Consider the following 19,585-nt stretch of genomic DNA (forward strand, 5'->3'; position numbering starts at 1 on the left):
CGATGTGGCTTGCGAAGTTCAAAGTTCTGGTTCCGATGTCGACGAGTCGCCTCCGCCCATGGTTGGCTCGGGGATGAGAATGCGATAGCCGCGTAGCTCCGATTAGCGAACGCGTAATCGGAGGAATGAAGACTATATTCGTGCGATTACGCCATGCTAATCGCACCTACGGCCCTGCGAAATATGCAAATAAAGGAGGAACAGAATTTCAGGTGATTTGTGTATCCAAATATACAGCCCGCAACGGCTCTGGCAATTGCTCGGCGGGGAAGGTTTTAGCACGGATTTTACCAAGGTGCCACCACCAGAGGGATAGGGCTTGCGTGTCGTCATCGCTCAGAAGATAACTCGCAATCCAGTCCAACCCAACAACAGAATCGACCACCATTAAATCGATATCGATCAATTCAATTTGTTCGTTACCGCTTAACGGCATTTTGGCAATCCGGTCGCGCGCTTGACGTAATGTAAGTCCTTCGCCGACTTCAAGCGCAAACATGATTTCTTCGCGATAACATCTCAATCGATCAGAGTACGGACAAGCCATAGCGGGGCTCCTATTTTTTCAATATCATCTTTCTAGGGCCGGTAAATGTTGGCTTCCAATCTGAATGCCCTAATCTGTATCAATCGATATAAGATCCTCAGTCGCGATCTGGGGATCGCTCCGACAACTCTGTATTCAATCCCCCGGCGTCAACTGCTTCAACAATGCCTCGATGAATTCCAGCTTCTCTTCGGTTGCGTTGAAAGGCATGATGAAGCGCAATTTGTCCGCGCCGTCGAATTTGTAGACTTGCGCCTGGGTTTGTATCAATTCGATCAGGCGGGCCGCGTCGATCTTCGGTTCATGCGAGAACACGATGCGGCCGCCGCCGGCGTTCGCTTCGATTTTTTTGATGCCGAGTATTTCGGCTTGCTGTTTCAGTTCGGCGACGCTGAACAGCGTCTTGACCGGTTCCGGCAACAGGCCGAAGCGGTCGATCATTTCGATTTGCAAGGCTCTCAAGTCCTCGTGCGTGTCGGCGCTGGCGATGCGTTTATACAGCACCAGCCGGGCATGGATATCTGGCAGGTAATCTTCGGGAATCAAGGCCGGCGACTGCAGATCGACTTCGGGGCCGGTTTCCATCGGCGCGTCGAGTTCGGGCTGTCGGCCCGATTTCAATGCGTTGACCGCACGTTCGAGCAGCTCGGTGTAGAGCGTGAAGCCGATTTCCTGGATTTGTCCGCTTTGTTCGTCGCCGAGCAGTTCGCCGGCGCCTCGGATTTCCATGTCGTGCGACGATAGCATGAAGCCCGCGCCGAGGTCGCCCGACGCTTCGAGCGCTTCGAGCCGTTTCAAGGCGTCCTTGGTCATGACCGTTTTCGGCGGAATCACGAAATAGGCATAGGCGCGATGATGCGAGCGCCCTACCCGGCCTCGTAACTGGTGCAGTTGCGCGAGACCGAGCTTGTCGGCGCGGTTGATCACGATCGTGTTCGCGCTCGGGATGTCGATACCGCTTTCGATGATCGTCGTGCTGAGCAATAAGTTGAAGCGCTGGTGATAGAAATCGAGCATGATCTTTTCCAACTCGCGCTCGGGCATCTGGCCGTGCGCGATCTCGATGCGCGCCTCGGGCACCAGGTTTTCGAGCTGGCGCGCCATTTTCTCCATCGATTTGACGTCGTTGTGCAGAAAGAACACCTGGCCGCCGCGCTTGATTTCGCGCTGGCAAGCTTCCTTGATTTGCGAGTCGATCCATTCGCTGATGAAGGTCTTGATCGCGTGGCGATTCGGCGGCGGGCTCGCGATGATCGAGATTTCGCGCAGACCCGACATCGCCATGTTCAAGGTTCTCGGAATCGGCGTCGCGGTCAGCGTCAGCATGTCGATCTCGTTGCGCAGCTTCTTGAAATGCTCCTTTTGGCGCACGCCGAAACGGTGTTCCTCGTCGATCACGACCAGGCCGAGCTCGCGGTATTTGATCTCGTTCGACAGCAGTTTGTGCGTGCCGATCACGATATCGACCTTGCCCTGTTCCAGGTCTTCGAGAATCGCTTTTTGCTGCTTCGGCGTCACGAAGCGCGACATCACTTCGATGCGCACCGGCCAGTCGGCGAAGCGATCGCGGAAATTCTGATAATGCTGCTGCGCCAACAGCGTGGTCGGTACCAGCACCGCGACTTGCTTGCCGCTTTGCACCGCTATGAAGGCCGCGCGCATTGACACTTCGGTCTTGCCGAAGCCGACGTCGCCGCAGATCACGCGATCCATCGGCTGCGGGCTGGCCATGTCTTCGAGAATCGCTTCGATCGCGGTTTGCTGGTCCGGCGTCTCCTCGAACGGAAAAGCGGCCGCGAAGGCTTGGTATTCGGTGTTGTCGACTTCGAAGGCATGGCCTTTTTTCATCGCGCGTTTAGCGTGGATGTCGAGCAATTCGGCCGCGACGTCGCGAATGCGCTCCATCGCCTTTTTCTTCGCCTTGCTCCATTGATCGCCTCCGAGCCGGTGCAGCGGCGCGTTTTCCGGGCTGATACCGGTATAGCGACCGATCAGGTTAAGCGACGAGACCGGCACGTAGAGTTTGTCGTTGTTCGCGTATTCGAGCATCAGGAATTCAGCGGCCATGCCGCCGAGTTCGAGCGTCTGAAGCCCCAAATAACGCCCGACGCCGTGCTCGACATGCACGACCGGCGAGCCGATCGTCAATTCGTTCAGATTGTTGACGATGTTTTCGAGTTCTTTCGCGGCCGATTTGCGGCGCCGGCGGCGCTGCTGGACTTTTTCGCCGCTCAACTGGCTCTCGGTGATCACGACGATCGCCGGACTGTCCAACCACAAGCCTTGATCCATCGGCGCGACGACCATGCACGGCGATTGTTCGGATTTCAGAAAGGCGTTCCAATGCTCTACTAATTGGGTCTTAATGCCGAATTTGCTCAATTTGCCGATCAGGTCTTCTCTGTGTCCGGCCGTTTCGGCGACGAACAACACCTTGCCGGGAAAGTCGTCGAGAAATTGTTGCAACGCGCGCGCCGGCTCTTTCAGCTTCGCGTCGATCGTCACATCGGGCAGCGGCTTGCAGTGGAAGTCGAATTCGCTTTTACCGCCGAGCCTGGCTTGACTCAGCGTCACGCGCGCGAATTTTTCGGTACGCTCGCGCATCTCCTGCGGCGACAAAAACAACAGTTCGGGTTCGAGCAGCGGTCGTTCGACATCGTATTTGCGCTGCTCGTATCGTTCTTCGGCCTCGCGGTAGAACGACTCGGCGCTTTGCGCAAAATTTTCGGCCGTGATCAACACCGCCGTATCGGGTAGGTAATCGAATAGCGCAGCGGTGCTTTCGACGAACAGCGGTAGATAATATTCGATGCCGCCGAACGCGACGCCTTTGCTGACGTCGAGATACAAACTATTCTTCTGCGAGGCATTCGGGAAACGGGTTCGAAAGGCTTGGCGAAAATGCTTGATCGCTTCGTCGGTGAACGGAAATTCGCGCGCCGGAAACAATTGAATGCGGTCGATTTTTTCGACCGAGAGCTGCGTCTCGGGATCGAAGGTGCGGATCGATTCGATGTCCTCGTCGAACAATTCGATGCGGTACGGCACCTTGCTGCCCATCGGAAACAGATCGACAATCGCGCCGCGCACCGCGAATTCGCCGTGCTGGTAAACCTGCGACACGCAATGATAGCCGACGCTTTCGAGTTTCGCGCGGTTCAGTTCCAGATTGAAGATATCGCCGACGCTTATCGAAAAACTGTTGGCCAGAACGTGCTCTCGCGGCGCGAGCCGGTGCATCAGCGTCGAAACCGGTACGATCAGCGCGCCGCGTTGGACTTCGGGCAGCGCCGCAAGAGTTCTCAAGCGTTCCGAAACGATGTCCGGGAGCGGCGAGAACACGTCGTATGGCAGGGTTTCCCAATCGGGAAAATGCAAAATCGGATGCTTATTTTGCAGAAAGAACGCCAGTTCATGTTCAAGACGCAGTGCCGTTTGACTATCCGGCGTGATAATCACGAACAAGCGTTTTTCTTGTTGTATCGCCGATGCCAGCGCAAGTGAATCGCCGCAACCGTGTAAACCGGTCCAAATTGAAACGGAATGGGCTTGTGATGGAATTTCGGTTTGAAAAATTAAATCTTGGTCTTTGGACATGACTCGGCGTCAAAATTGAGAAATTTAAAACCGCTATTATATACGTTTAATAGACGGCTTCTCAGTAGATGCATTTGAAATTTAGAATGGCGGAAACGTTAATCCTCACGATCGTAAGATGGCCGGTTTCACCTTAGAGCATGAAAGCACTGATTTCATGCCTGTTTCTAAAGGGTGAATCCCGACCCAACCTTGCATGTATATATTCGTCGGCGTATATTGATAACTAAGGATCATAAGAATACGAACAGTCCTATAAGTGAATATCACGGTTTTCTCTTCAGCATTTACTCAGAGTGAAAATCTCTCCCGCGTTTGCAAGGATCGCCAAAGTTGCGGTCGTAAAAGACCGCGTAAGGTTAAAGCTTATGTCTATCGTAAAACGTTTACACTCCATGCCGTTCGGCTCTCATATACTCGACGACGGACGCGTCAATTTCCGCTTGTGGGCGCCCGGCGCGAAGCAAGTCGAACTTTGTTTACAAGGTTTGGCTCCGGAAACACGATTATTGATGGCGCCGGAAGATGATGGCTGGTTCGGCATTACCAGCGAATTAGCCAGCGCCGGATTTTATTACCAATACCGAATCGATAAAAAAATACAAGTTCCCGATCCTGCCTCCCGATATCAACCGCAGGATATCCACGGTTCCAGTCAGGTCATCGATCCCACCGAATGGCAATGGCAAGACGATGATTGGATAGGCCTGCCTTGGGAAGATTCGGTCATTTACGAATTGCATGTCGGCACGTTCAGCAAGGAAGGCACGTTTGCCGGCGTTAAAAAGCATCTGGATCACTTGGTCGATTTAGGCGTCACTGCGTTGCAATTGATGCCGATCGCAGACTTCCCCGGGCGCTGTAATTGGGGTTACGACGGTGCACTGTTATTTGCCCCCGACAGCCGCTACGGGACACCCGACGACTTAAAAGACTTGATTGCCAGCGCTCACGCCAAAGGTCTGATGATTTTCAACGATGTGGTTTACAATCACTTCGGACCGGAAGGCAATTATCTTCATCATTACGCACCGGCATTTTTCAACGACCGAACGCATACTCCGTGGGGCGCGGCAATTAATTTCGACGGCGAACACAGCCATTGGGTACGCCAGTTTTTTATCCATAACGCCTTATATTGGCTTAACGAGTTTCATTTCGACGGCCTACGCTTGGATGCGGTCCATGCCATTTTCGACGAATCCGACCCGGATTTTTTGAGTTGTCTGGCCGAAGCCGTGCGTCGCGGTCCGGGGTTCAATCGGCAAATTCACTTGATCCTCGAAAACGACGCCAATGCAGCGCATTACTTGAGGCAAGATTCGGAGCACCCGGAACGCTTTTTTACCGCACAGTGGAATGACGACTTTCATCATACGCTACACGCACAGCTGACCGGAGAACACCAAGGTTATTATCAAGACTACGGCGAGCAGCCGATTCAACACCTAGGTCGTTGCCTTGCCGAAGGCTTTGCTTTCCAGGGAGAAATTTCAAAATACCGAGACGACAATCCGCGCGGCGAACCCTCGAAAGATCTACCGCCGACGACTTTTGTCAATTTTCTTCAGACTCACGACCAAATCGGCAACCGAGCCTATGGCGAACGCTTATCGACTCTATGCCCGCCCGAAGCGTTACGGGCCGCAACCGCGATATTGCTGCTAGCCCCTTCCCCGCCGTTGTTGTTCATGGGGCAGGAATGGGCCTGCAGCCGTCCTTTCAACTACTTTGTCGACTTCTCCGACGACTTAAATAAGCAAGTCGCCGAAGGCAGGCTCAACGAATTTGCCAAATTCCCCGATTTCAAACCGAACCCCAAAAAGCCGATTCCGACGCCGAATGCGCAGGAAACCTTCGAGTCGGCAATACTGGATTGGAACGAAATCGACGAGACGCCGCATCTACAATGGCTCGAATATCACCGAAAACTATTACGCATTCGAAGCCGGCATATTCGGTCGAGACTCTACGGATTGGCCGGAGGGCAAGCCGAATATCGGGTGCTCAATGAAAATGCATTTTGCGTGCAATGGCCGATGAATGATGGAAGCATTTTGAAAATGATCGCCAACCTCGGCAGCGAGCCGGCTTGGGTCAACTGTTTCAGTGAGGGAGAAGTTTTATTTGCCGCCGAACCCGATGCGTCCGAGCGTGTCGAGCAGGGCCGGTTAACGCCTTGGTCAGTGATTTTTCTATTGGCCGAAGCCGATAACGAGTCTTAAGAAATATGCACAACATAACTTTCCTAAACCGTAAGCTTTGTGGCGATTCCTGCCCGTTCCTAAGCTTTCTCGATGAGCTAAAAACTAGCGGCCATGGCGCTTTCCGATAAACCAAAGGCGGACTCCGTCATTCCTGATTCGACTTATCGGTTACAATTAAACAAGCATTTTAATTTTGAGCAGGTCGCCTCCTGCATTCCCTATCTTCACCGCTTAGGCATTAGCCATTGTTATCTATCGCCTTTTCTGAAAGCCCGCCCGGGGAGTTCGCATGGCTACGATATCGTCGACCATAACACGCTCAATCCGGAAATAGGCGGGGCCGAAGACTTCGACACCCTCATTAGTCGACTTCAACAACACGGCATGGGCTTGATCGCCGACATCGTGCCCAATCATATGGGCATCATGGGCGCCGACAACGATTGGTGGCTCGATGTCCTGGAAAACGGGCCATCCTCGTCCCATGCCTTATTTTTCGATATCGATTGGCATCCGGTCAAAAAAGTCCTCGAAAACAAGATCTTGATTCCGGTATTGGGCGACCATTACGGAAATATTCTCGAAAAACAAGAACTGAAACTTAGCTTCGACAGCGAGCGCGGCGAGTTCAGCGTTTATTATTACGAACATCGCTTTCCGATCGATCCGCAAACGTATCCATTGATCTTGAGTTCGCAACACGAACGCTTACATGAGTATTTCGAAGCAGACGACCCCGTCTTACACGAATATCAAACGCTCGATAACAGTTTCGGAAAATTACCCGCCTATACTGAAATAACGCCGGAGTCGATCGAAGAAAGAACCCGCGATAAGGAAGTATTTAAAAAACAATTAGCGAGACTTTGTTTAGAGAATGCCCGGCTTACATTATTTATCCGGTCTAGGATAACGGAAATCAATCGACATCCCAAAGACTGCGGCGAACTGCACGCCTTACTGGAACGACAAGCCTATCGCCTGGCTTACTGGCATGTAGCCGGCGATGAAATCAATTATCGCCGTTTTTTCGACATCAACGACCTGGCCGGGCTCAGAGTCGAGGATGCGGAGGTTTTCGACGCCAGCCACCGGCTTGTCCTGAGTCTCGTCGAACAAGGTAAAATCCAGGGCTTGCGAATCGATCATGCCGACGGCTTGCATGATCCGGTCGCTTATTACCGACGCTTGCAATCGGAAAATATGTCATGTTCCGATAAGGATTGCGCTTCGAAAATTGCTCCTCTTTATATCGTTGCCGAAAAAATCGTCGCGAATTATGAATATCTTAACAGCGACTGGCCCATTCACGGGACCACCGGTTATGAATTTGCCGCGATCGTCAACGGACTGTTTATCGACATTACCTCCGAAAAAGCGTTGACTCGCACTTATACGCGCTTTGTCGGATGTAAACGGGATTTCGACGAGATTCTCTATCAAGCCAAAAAGCATGTGATGGAAACGTCGCTGGCCAGCGAACTCAACATGCTAGCGATCCAACTCAGTAGAATCGCCGAAGCCAACGCTAAAACCCGCGATTACACCCTCAATGCCTTACACGATGCACTAAAGGAAACCGTATCCTGTTTTCCTGTCTACAGGACTTATATTAACAGCCTAAACGTACGCAAAGAAGATAGCCAATATATCGACTGGGCCGTTCAACAAGGGCGCCAACGCAGTCGAGCATCCGACCTGACGATATTCGGCTTTATCCATGACGTCTTATTATTAAAAACCGGAGATTCGACAGTTTCCAGCAATGACTTATTGAAATTCGTCATGCGCTTTCAGCAATATACCGCGCCGGTCATGGCCAAAGGCACCGAAGACACGGCTCTCTATGAGTACAACCGGCTGGTTTCGTTAAACGAGGTCGGTAGCGACCCTAGACATTTCGGCAACTCGAGCAATGCATTCCATCATTTCAACCAGGAACGCGCGCGAAAGTGGCCCCATAGTTTATTATGTCTATCCAGTCACGACACGAAACGAAGCGCCGACACGCGGGCTCGAATCAATGTATTGAGCGAAATTCCGCAGCAATGGCATGAAGCGGTTTTTCGTTGGCATCGCATTAATCGCATCAGAAAAGATAAAAGCGAAGCCGTTATCGCGCGTAACGACGAATATCTGTTTTATCAAACACTAGTGGGCACTTTTCCGCTAGGCGAATTAAACGCGTCAAATTTATCCGCGTATAGAGAACGTGTTGAAAATTACATGCTCAAAGCCGTACGCGAGGCCAAGCAGTTTAGTTCTTGGACGAATCCGAACACGGCTTACGAACAAGCGGTTGGCCAGTTTGTCAAACGCTGCTTGAATGGGACACACTCGACGCTTTTTTTGCCGGATTTTCTCGAATTCGAACGCGAAATTCGCCCGGCGGGATTGCTCAATGCCCTATCACAAACGCTGCTGCTATTAACCTCCCCCGGCGTGCCGGATAGCTATCAAGGCAACGAAAACTGGCGATTCTCGCTGGTCGACCCGGACAACCGACGACCGGTCGACTTTAATCGCAACAGCAATATCCTGACCGAACTCGATAAACGAACAGGCCAAGATCGAGCCGATTTACTGGAAACGATCGAAGATGGACGCATCAAATTATTTGTGGTCGCGCAAACCCTGCGCTTCAGGCGCAAGTATTCCGACCTGTTTCAAAATGGCGATTACATCAAGATCGATTGCAGCGGAACTCAGGCCGATCATATCGTCGCCTATGCCAGAAAAACGCAAGACCAATGGGCTCTAATCGTCGTACCCCGACTGACGATAAGCTTGCTGGATAAAGAAACCCGACGTGTCCGCCCGGAAATTTGGCAAGATACGGCGTTGACATTGCCGCAAGATTCGCCGTTGAGATTTTACGAGATTTTCAGCCGAAACGCTTTGTCGGCAAACGATAAAAACGGAAATCCCCAACTTAAATTAAGCGAAGTATTCGAATACTTTCCGTTCGCTCTATTGACCAACCTTGTGCCGGACTAAGCATTTGGTCATAAATAACTACCCTATTTTATGGAGGGTTCGGTGACTCGATTGGCAGGTGTCGGCGGCAGGGAATGCCGCCGTCAAGCTTACATGGACGTATTCACGGCGTCCTGTCAAGCGAGTCACCGAACCCTCGACAAACCTCAAAATTCCAGGAAGTTATTTGTCGCGAAATCCTAAGCCAATCTCACGATGCGCTTCGCTAATCAAAATCAGGTATATTTCATCACCTACTGAATAAAGAACAATGCTACGCCCAAGCCGACCGAACACAACATCGCGCCGCCAACCCTAAAACCGAGCGCGCGGCCGCCGATACTCAATGCCATGATACTCTTGACGATCGAATTAACTGACACCGCAATCAAAATGGCCAATACCGCGACATCGATCGCCAAACCTTCTTGACTCATGCGCGACATCGACAGCGTAATCGGGTCGACATCGGTGATTCCGGAGATCGCCGCGACAAAATAGACTCCGGTATCGCCGAAATAAATCCGCAGCATCCTAGCGATGAATAAAATAGCGAGCAACAACGCCCCGAATTTCAGCGCCATAACTAATTGAAAAGGATTTTCCAGCTTGAGGTCAGTATCGGATTCATAGATATTTGTCGCAGTTCTCCAAAACAGAAATGCGAAGAGATAACTGAGCACCCCCATCGAGAGAAGCGCCGGAAATAAAGGCCTCAACAAAGCCGGATTAATGATCGAAGCCAAAAACAAGGTCCGAGGAAACATCGTCGCGCAAGCGGTGAGAATTCCGGCAGACAGCGCATTTTCGTCACCCGGAAATTGCCTTGAAAACCTCGCCAAATTAAGCGTCACCGCGGTCGACGAAGCCAAACCGCCGAATACGCCGGTCAAAACCGGACCGTGCCGATTACCGGCAATCTTGATCGAAAAATATCCCAAATAAGATATCGTCGCAATCAAGACCACCATCAACCAAACATGATAGGGATTGAAAACTTGCCAAGAGTCTAAGTAACGGTCGGGTAAAATCGGCAGTATGACGATCGAAATTAGCAGCAACTTTAGTGTTGCGAATAATTCCCGACGCTCGATTTTTTTTAACCAACCATGCAGTAAAGGTTTAAAACCGAGTAAAAAAGTAACGACGACAGCCGATGAGGAAGCCAAGACGGTATAACCGAAAACGGCCAGCGCGCCGAATGCAAAGGCCAGCAACGAGGCGATGACACTGGTGACACCAAAGTCCTCGGTTCTCTCAAGGCTACTGTGATAAGCAACCATTAATACTAACGTCAATGCCAAAAAAGAAAAACCGATCAAAAGCGGATCCACCTCCCGAGCAAACAATGCCCAAACGCCGCCGAGCAAAGAGATTAGACCGAAAGTACGCAACCCGGCCACACGCGTTCCTTCTCCCCAATCGCGAGACTCCCAACCGCGCTCGAGACCGATTAGCAAACCGATGCCGAGGGCCGTACCTAACAATTTGAAGTTTTCCAAATCAGTCATGAACCACCCCTGACAAAATTATCGACTTAGATCATCCGATTTACGATAACCCTAAAAAGTGCAGTTAGCATGCGTTGTAGACCGTTCGTGCTGAGCCAAGTCGAAGCATGAACGGTCTACAACACTTTCACCGACTTAATGATGCTTCAAAACTACCCTTCACCTTACGACAAGGCTCTCCTGAGCCTATACTCGAAAGGCTCAGGGCTCACAGGTAGTTTGAAGCACTCAACTGCTCTTTTTACAATAATCGGAACGGCAGCTATCTCTTGCAGTCCAAACGATTAAAAGAATAAGATTCCGGCCGATGAAGCATTTCGGCTTAGAGTATCACGAATTTTATCAATGTAGTCTTTCAGACGGCATCGTTCTATCGCGGAGTAATTATTCACACCCCCTATCGTTCCCACGCTCCGGCGTGGGAATGAAGACCGAGACGCTCTAGCGTCTCGTACCGCTGGAGCGGTACTCAGGCGTTCCCACGCAGAGCGTGGGAACGATAATTTCCGGGGGACTGAATAGTTACATCGCGGAAGCTGATATTTCATTTTTTTCTGGTTCCCACGGTCCTCCGTGGGAACCCATACCTTGTCAGCCGAGGCAAGATCGGTATGCATTCCCACGCTGGAGCGGTGGGAACGAGGAAAAGGTAATTTTTGACTTATGTATAACGATGAGAGCTGGAGCTTGGGAAAGAGCGTGATGTAAGTTGGCCGTTTTTAGCTTGACGCGCATGGCTTGCGAACCCCGTCCTGCTAGGGATATGCTGATCTTTGGGCTTTAGCTGAAGAAACTTGCTAATCAGGTTATGTTATGTCGGTCGAGCAGAAGCGACACCGACTCATCTAATCGGAGGTTATCGACATCATGATCAAGATCAAAAATATCGACCATATTGTGATCCGTGCCCGAAACCCGGAAATCATGATACGTTTTTATTGCGATGTGCTAGGTTGCCGTTTAGAAAAATCGTCGGAAAAAATCGGCTTGTATCAATTGAGAGCAGGAGCCTCATTGATCGACATCGTTTCAGTCCAAGGCGAACTGGGTCGGCAAGGAGGACGGGCTCCGAGTGAAGAGGGTCGGAATATGCATCATTTTTGCCTGCGCATCGACCCGTTCGACGAACAAGAAATCAAACGGTACTTAGTAGAAAAAAGCGTGAGCTACAGTGATATCGAAACACATTATGGAGCCGAAGGCTATGGACCTTCGATGTATATCAAAGACCCGGAAAATAATGTTATCGAATTGAAAGGGCCTGCGAATGCTTAGTTTTTTTCGAAAATCAATCCCTCCTTTTCCCTAGGTCGAGTTTAACGCTTTACTATTCCATAATGATCGAAAAAACCGCCTAAGAATGAAGGGTATGTGATGTGTCTATCGAGGAACGCCTTGAACTCATATATGTACTTGACGGCAGCGCTCGAACGCTAGGCATGGCGTGAATGCAGTTTTTACAGGAGCAAAAACCTACCTTGCTGCCGGCATCCTCGCTAGCCACATCCCATACCTTCATAAAGTTAACTAATTTTTGAGTATAAAGGAAGTAAGTTCGAGCATTCCGGAAGTGACCTTTACCTAGAAAAGTCAAGCACTGTTGGACAGACTCGGATGCACGAATCTGGATATCTATCTAATCTTCTTATTTTTTACGATTGCAGTAACTATTTTTCAATAATTTTGGGCTACTGTAAAATCCGCTGTAAGAATTGACAAATGTTACTGAATTTTATTGAAACGATTTTTAACCCATGTTTGACACCTAACTTTAAAACTCTTTATGAATCAATATTTTATTGGATCATAAATGACCGTAAGGCACTACATAGGCGTTTTTTAAGCGTAATTCGATCTATAGTAGAGTTTTTTGTACACCTCCAGGAAGCGGGTCAAGGCCCAATGTGTGGTAAATCCGTGCTAATTCCGCTTCCGGTTGTGTGCTTTTGCGGATGTGCAGAATACCGCCGTCGGCGCGCCGGAAGGAGGCGGTGACGCGCTGCTGAACGGACAAGATGTCGCGCAGTGTGGACCAGCGGTCGTGAATGCCGTGTTCTTTCAGTTGCCGGCGGATGATTTGCACGAACTGATAGGCCAGGACGGTGATGAACAAATGGCCGTCGACGCGGACTTCTTTGTGATGGTAGACCGGACGAAGCCCGAGTTCGGATTTAAGGCTACGAAACACCGCTTCCAGGTCGGTGAGCATGATATAGGTGCGCCACAGTTTTTCAGCATCCCATTGCGTTTCGTTACTGCGGAGGCAATAGACGCCGGGATGGCTCAGGCGGCTGCCGGCTTTGGGCTGTTTCGACCAGGTCAGGCCGATGACTTTTTCGCCGGTCTCATCCGGGGTCAGTTCGATCGTGTAATGCTGGCCGATACCGTGGTATTTTTCTTGGAGCCGACCGATGCGCTGTTGCAGTTTGTCGAGGCGCTTTTCGGCGCGAGGCTTGTGGAGGCCGTCGGCGATTTTTTGTAATCCGGCTTCGAAGCGCTCGCACAGGTGTTGATTGATGCCGCGCTCTTTTTGTTCGCGCTGTTCGGAGTAGCAATACAAGCGCACTTCTTGGTGTTCGCTGTCGTCGATGCGCTGGATGTGGACGGCGGAGCCGGCGGCGGTTTCGATCGGGATCGCGGTGTCGGCTTCGAATTGCCGAGCGCGTTCGCGGCTGACGACCAGATAGCGGTAACCGTGTTCGCGCAGCCAGGTGAGATTGGCTTCCGTGGCGATGCCTGCGTCCATGACCACCAAGGCGCCGGGTGGTGCACCGAGGTCTTTGAGCATCTCGGCCAAGGTCTTGCCTTCCGAGGCATTGCCGTCGAAGGTCTGGGAACGGCGGACGAAGCCGCTGCCATCGAGCACCAAGCCCAGCGTGACCAGTGGACAGTCGCGGCGCTTTTCTTTGGAGCGGCCCCGTTGCGCTTTCGGATTGGCGGCCGCCGTGCCTTCGAAGTAGGTATTGGTCAAGTCGTATAAGGTAACCGTGGTCTCGAAACCGAACAGATCGTGCACCCGGTTGAACAGCGTGCGTTCGATGACGTCCCGGTGCTTCATCAAAGCGTCTGAAGCCCGATACAACGTGATCGGCTTCATGCGTTCGAAATCGACGTCCAACAGCTCGCCCAAACCGCTGCGCTGACCTAGCCAACGGTGCGTGGCGGCCTCAGAAGCCGGCGCTGCCATGCGCCCGATGATCGAACCCACGACCGCCGCCCGTATCGGCCCGGAGAGACCCAGTCCCATCAGCAGCGAGGTAAAATTGACCAAGTCCATCGCCGCCAAACCGACCTGCTCGACACCGATCGAACGGGGCCTCGCTAATTCCAGCGAGTTCGCATCAATGGTATATATTTCAGCGGGAGTCCGGGACTCCGGTGGCTCCGACGAGACCGATTCCGAAGCCGCCTGTGCGGCTTCATTGACGACACTCATGGCTGGGGTCGGGATCAACGAAAGCCTCACGAGCAATGGCGCGCTTTCCGCCAACAAGCGCGCGGCGATATGTTCCGCGGCCAAGGCCACCGTCTGAGGTAAGTCCGGATCGAATAAACTCGTTTGCAACGATAACAACTCCAGGACACGGCGACATAAGGCCGGCCAAAAAGTGGGCTGGATCGAAAAATGCCGGCCTAGATTCAGCAGTGTGACCTGTTTAACTTTTTGACCGATGCGTTCGGAATGAACCAGTCGATAAGTCTCATGAGGTTCGCCGGTGGCTCTGCAGCGGGTTTGAGTGCGTCGAATAAACATGCCGTCAACTTAGCGCAAACCGCGAGGCGGCGCAAGATGCCTAAGGCATTTTATGGCACTACATTAGCCATTTTCGAGGAAGTCGATTTTTATAGCCCAATGATATCAATTAGTTAAAAAATTAATAATTTTTGCGAATGATAGATATTTACTAGAAAATGTTAAAGGTGGGTTAAGCGCTTATTTATTGATTTTGCATTATTGTTGACCTATTTCTAACCGATTTTAACGCGTTTATGTCAGAAAAGTTATAGGCAAAAAAAAAGCCGCATATTCTGTAAGCGGCTGTTTTATAAGTCTAAACAATGGAGGCTGCGGCCGGAATCGAACCGGCGTAGATGGCTTTGCAGGCCACTGCATAACCACTTTGCTACGCAGCCATAGTATTAAATAAAAAAGCCGCGAGATTCGCGGCTTAAAAGTTTATTGGAGCGGGAAACGAGATTCGAACTCGCGACCCCAACCTTGGCAAGGTTGTGCTCTACCACTGAGCTATTCCCGCGTCGCTTCAATAACGAGTATTATACTTGAATATTTTAGCTCGTCAACTTTTTATTGAACATTTATTGAATTGGTCCAAGCTGTTTTGCCTTGGCATTCACCTTCCGCTTCAATTTTCACATTAGCGAAGGCATTTTTTTTGCCGAAAGCATCTTGAAAACCAAGAACAGTAACAGGTGTTCCAGGCGGCATATGCTTGCATCCGCCAACTCTGTCGTCTTCTTCTGTATCATCATAAGCTGCAATCGTGCCCGGCACGGCAACCAATCGTATCGTGGCGTTCTTATCGTAAGCATTCGGCCCTTGTAGAACATATTTTTGACCGATGACCAAGTTTTTCATAACCGGCCCAGATACGGATGAACCCGATCCCCCTCCGAACATCATGATACCCAACAAGACCACGACACCGCCTACAGCACCGTAAAAAATCTTAGGTTTTTCATCCTTGAGCTTCATTGCGGAACTTAAAAAGCCACCTGCCATTTTTTTTATTGATTCCGCTTTATCTTCAGAACTCTTTGAAGCTGTCTCTTTTTCAATTGTTTCCTGGGTGCTTTCCGAAGCTTGGTTATTGTTATCTTCGCTGCTCATATTTTTCCTCTCAATCTTCTAGTTATTATAGCTAACAATAGGCCTCTACTCGTTATCAAACAAAGCCAGTAAAAACCTAATCCCATTGCATTATACCCATATATGGACTCCTCGTTTATTGCAAGCCAAGTTTTCAAAAAATGATGTCAAAACAGAGATCAAGATTGCTGCCATATATTCGGTCTCTCAACAGAGGCTTTATTGCCTCAGGACTCCTGATGAATCTATCCGCGCGCTTATTCCTCAACCATCGTAACGGTTTCTTAAGAACCTATGGGTATAACGGGTTGTAAAAGCACCGGTCTGACCTGTTGTTGTCATCACTGATTGTCTACTTGCCTCCGCAATCTTGTGTACTCGGTTAAATCAATCTCACTCATCAGGGTTATCCACGCTTTGTCCACGGGCTCCGAGCTCTCTTCTCTAGCTGGGAGCCGGTGGGCAAAGGGTGGATAACCCGGCCCAATGCCCGCGTTAGGCAGGCGCCCCTTGATAAGCTTCATTTTTCGTGGTCATTGCCCACAAGATGCGGGCGTTTTTGTTGGCCAGGGCAACCGCGGCCTTGTTAAAGCCGCGTCGCTCGACCAGCGACTGCAGCCACCGGCTGAGTTGATCCGTTTTGCCAGCACAGTTTTTGACCACCGCGCGGGCACCATGAATTAAGTTGGTTCGGATATAACGATTACCCCGCTTACTGATCCCCAGATAGCGGGGTTTATCGCCGCTGCTATGCTGCCCGGGAACCAGGCCCAGACTCGCCGCATAATCTCGGCTACTGGTATAGCCTTTGCCGTCCCCGATATCAGATGCCACAATCGTGGCGGTGATCGGACCCACCCCGGGAACATCCAGCATGCGCCGGCTTAATGCATCGGCTTGACTGAGCCTGCCCAGCCGTTTGTCTTGCTCCTTAATCACCTTATCCAATTCTCTCAACCGCTCAGCTTGCTCCGCAATCAGCTCTCGACACAGCGCTGTTAGTCCGTTCTCGGCATCTTCTAAAATATCAGGCAATTGTTTTCTGACTTGATCGACCCCTTTGTGAATGGCAATGCCGCGCTCCAGCAAGGCTCCACGAATCTGATTCACTACAGCAGTTCGTCGTTTGACCAGATCCTGGCGTAGATTATGAAGCAGTTGCATATCTTGCTGTACCTCGGTTTTGATCGCCACCACCCGCTTATTGGGCCGGCCGACCGCATCAAAAATCGCTTGGGCATCGTTAAAATCATTCTTGTTGCCGACCACGAAGCTCTTGACAAACTTCGCGTTCAATAACATCACTTCATGGCCCAGTTTAGTTAATTCTCTAGCCCAATAATGGCTACTGCCGCACGCCTCGATACCAATCGTGCTGACCGGATAATTGGCGAAGAAGGTCAAGACTTGCGCCCGTTTGAGTTTTTTCTTGATGACTTTATTATCCGCATTCAACGTATACAGATGAAAAATGTTCTTTGCGATATCTAAACCAATTACGCTAGTATTCATCTCGGACTCCTCTTGTTTTGTTTTTTACTAAGGTGCTATTTGACACCAACAGAGTGAGAGGAGTCCATATCATCATCGTAGATCAAAATTCGGCATCGGGATGTTCGGCCCTTCTCCTAACGCTAGGTGAGGGACCGAACATCCCGATGCATCCTAAGGCGCTGCCGAAATTTGAAGCGCGAAAGGTATCAATATTGCAACGCTAGTGCATTCAACTCGGATTGATCAAATTACCACGATAGCAAAAGTTTTCAAGCTTAAAGTTAAGTATCTTAAACTCTACTTCAAAAATAATTAGAATTATCAGAGTTTTTAGCACGCTTTAGTTGGTAAGTATTCAGTCCCCCTCTTTAAAAAAGAGGGGCTAGGGGAGGTTTTTTAAATAAATCCCCCTCAATCCTCCTTTTTCAAAGAAGGAGACCAACAATTGCGACTGAATTGCGGTAATTTGCCAACGGGGTCTGAATACTTACTTTAGTTGAATCCCATCTACTCAAATAAAGTCATATCCCTTTTTGGTTTCAGTCTTTTGAACACTTAATTCCTCGACTCTTCTACATTCGAATTGCCAGTAACCCAATCCGATATTTTTTCTATCTCGGAGAATAATCGGGAACGTTTCATTATTCATAGTCATACGAATCAAATCACCATCCTTAAGATTAAAAGACTCAAGTATGATAAAGCTTTTTTCGCTTTCTTGAGTCTTAACGCCATAAATCAATGCTTTTTGAGGCAACTCGTCTGTTTCGTTTCTTGTATATAATTTATAAGAAACCGCAAACACTTGACTAGCCAACAATTGGATTTCAAAACCAATCTTTCCGTCAGCTTTAACTGAAGTAATTTTGTTGACAACACCCAGCGATCGCTTAGAAATCGGTGAATTTTTTTTTCTAAACCCGATTAAACTCCCGATTGAGATCATGCCTGCCTTGTTGAAGCGACACGCCAGCGATCTTTCCGAAGCCGATTCGGCTAACATCTCATCCTCTCCTAATTTGTTCGCGGGGTCTGTGCTAAGCAAATCGTGGCACGCTTCCAAGCCAATACAAAAATACCGCTCCAACCTGTCGCCGAATGCCGGCACGCCATGAAACTCGATCCCGGTCCATCTTGAAATCAAATAATCTAATAATTCAGCCGGCAATACGCCATCAACGTCTTTTACTAGCATTAATGAACTAAAACGCGCTTGCTCCTTCGAGACAAACCTGGATTTGTTTTGAAGAACTTTTATTAGCTTATTAAAACCCAAATATAATACCGAAGAATCAGAGGGCGGAGCAGATTCCGATATAAAATGCGGTCCTTGATCCTCATCTGTCAAAATAATGCATTGATGTGGCTGGGTCTCGAAGGGAGTATGACCTATCACCATATGAGCGCTGTGTTGTTCAATGAAATTAAATACCTGCAACACCTCTTTTTGCATAAGACCCGAAGGTTCAGCCAGGCAAAGCAACAAAATTTGCCTATAGCAATCACCCACAGAAAGCCCCTGCCCTGGTTCTAAATGACTTTTAGTAACATTGGTCGAATCTTTTTTGATTTTCACGCTTAAGCGATACAGCGAATGGATATCTATCCATACCCAATCCGGAACCGGAAAATTCATTAAATAATAACTGACGACAATGTTGCTCAGACCTCTGATCGCTCTTTGAATAGATAAAGGTGCACTCTTACCTTGAAACCAACCTAAGCTTCTTCGAGTAAGCTCTTTCACAACAATCCAATAACCGAGCGTAAATTCCTTTTCTATTGCGATCAATACGTTAAATATTTTATGCTCGTCAGGCTCTTTCGGAAATCCCTCCTGCATTAATCTGAAACGCAAATATTCCTCTACACTGGAAACTCGAAAACTTAATATTTCCAGCGCATCGAGACGAGTCTGAGCACTCATTGCCAGGCTATTAAACTCTTTCAAAAAATCGTATATTAAACGCGTAGACAACCCGGGGTTGGCAACCGGCAGCTCATCCAACCAATGTTTCAATGCCTTTTCTTCGAATATTCTTAATCTTTCAGGAATATTCTGTTGGGCGGGTATTACTAAAAAAAAAGAATTTTTCAATGATCCCTCAGATTTAAGCGCTCAACCAAAAACTGAAACATGTGCTTGACCCAACATCTCGTTTGCAACAAATATAAAGAAAAAAACGCTCGATTATTACAAATGTTTTTATACACCTTTAATGGATTCGGTCATAAATAACTTCCCTATTTTTAATGCGCAAGGTAAGCAGGTTCGGTAACTCGATTGACAGGTGTCGTCGGTAAGACAGATTTTTTCTCCGGCATAATCTGCATTCACCCAGCACCTAAATTGCATAGCCCATTGGTTATGTCTTGGATAATTTAAGTGCCAGGTACACGGCGCCTCGTCAAGCGTGTTACCGAA

10 protein-coding genes and 2 tRNA genes are annotated in these 19,585 nt (G+C 49.5%); 3 read left to right on the plus strand and 9 right to left on the minus strand.

All coding sequences use genetic code 11. From position 1 onward, the window contains the following. Positions 1–208 precede the first annotated feature (208 nt). The gene (locus tag WJM45_RS12365) at positions 209–547 is read right to left on the minus strand and encodes a hypothetical protein (protein ID WP_341325406.1); all 339 of its coding nucleotides are present in this window, start codon (positions 545–547) and stop codon (positions 209–211) included. Positions 548–682: 135 nt separating this feature from the next. Next, entirely contained in the window at positions 683–4,144 is a 3,462-nt protein-coding gene (mfd, locus tag WJM45_RS12370) for a transcription-repair coupling factor (protein WP_341325407.1), read from the minus strand. 368 nt (positions 4,145–4,512) lie between these two features. Between mfd and treZ the strand changes: the two genes are divergently transcribed. Further along, positions 4,513–6,369, plus strand: coding sequence for a malto-oligosyltrehalose trehalohydrolase (treZ, locus tag WJM45_RS12375; RefSeq protein ID WP_341325408.1), 1,857 nt, complete (start codon positions 4,513–4,515; stop codon positions 6,367–6,369). 93 nt (positions 6,370–6,462) lie between these two features. Continuing rightward, complete coding sequence (treY, locus tag WJM45_RS12380) at positions 6,463–9,348, plus strand: malto-oligosyltrehalose synthase (protein WP_341325409.1); 2,886 nt, start codon at positions 6,463–6,465, stop codon at positions 9,346–9,348. Between the two features lie 233 nt (positions 9,349–9,581). Here the strand turns inward: treY and WJM45_RS12385 are convergent, their stop codons facing one another. Beyond that, complete coding sequence (locus WJM45_RS12385) at positions 9,582–10,838, minus strand: MgtC/SapB family protein (RefSeq protein WP_341325410.1); 1,257 nt, start codon at positions 10,836–10,838, stop codon at positions 9,582–9,584. An 867-nt stretch (positions 10,839–11,705) separates the two neighbouring features. On the opposite strand from WJM45_RS12385, the gene WJM45_RS12390 reads away from it, so the two are divergent. Then, entirely contained in the window at positions 11,706–12,113 is a 408-nt protein-coding gene (locus WJM45_RS12390; RefSeq protein ID WP_341325411.1) for a VOC family protein, read from the plus strand. A 580-nt stretch (positions 12,114–12,693) separates the two neighbouring features. On the opposite strand, the gene WJM45_RS12395 is transcribed toward WJM45_RS12390, so the two are convergent. The 6 genes from WJM45_RS12395 to WJM45_RS12420 all read right to left on the minus strand — a co-directional run bounded on the left by WJM45_RS12395 (position 12,694) and on the right by WJM45_RS12420 (position 19,258). Next, complete coding sequence (locus tag WJM45_RS12395) at positions 12,694–14,592, minus strand: IS1634 family transposase (RefSeq protein WP_341325412.1); 1,899 nt, start codon at positions 14,590–14,592, stop codon at positions 12,694–12,696. 306 nt (positions 14,593–14,898) lie between these two features. After that, positions 14,899–14,972: transfer RNA gene (locus WJM45_RS12400), tRNA-Cys, on the minus strand. Between the two features lie 47 nt (positions 14,973–15,019). Then, positions 15,020–15,094 (minus strand) — tRNA-Gly (locus WJM45_RS12405). A 50-nt stretch (positions 15,095–15,144) separates the two neighbouring features. Next, the gene (locus tag WJM45_RS12410) at positions 15,145–15,687 is read right to left on the minus strand and encodes a hypothetical protein (protein ID WP_341325413.1); all 543 of its coding nucleotides are present in this window, start codon (positions 15,685–15,687) and stop codon (positions 15,145–15,147) included. Between the two features lie 474 nt (positions 15,688–16,161). Further along, complete coding sequence (locus WJM45_RS12415; RefSeq protein WP_341325414.1) at positions 16,162–17,178, minus strand: IS110 family transposase; 1,017 nt, start codon at positions 17,176–17,178, stop codon at positions 16,162–16,164. 493 nt (positions 17,179–17,671) lie between these two features. Next, the gene (locus WJM45_RS12420) at positions 17,672–19,258 is read right to left on the minus strand and encodes a hypothetical protein (RefSeq protein WP_341325415.1); all 1,587 of its coding nucleotides are present in this window, start codon (positions 19,256–19,258) and stop codon (positions 17,672–17,674) included. Positions 19,259–19,585: the final 327 nt, after the last annotated feature.

It is taken from the genome of Methylotuvimicrobium sp. KM2 (genome assembly GCF_038051925.1).
Taxonomy (GTDB): Bacteria; Pseudomonadota; Gammaproteobacteria; order Methylococcales; family Methylomonadaceae; genus Methylotuvimicrobium.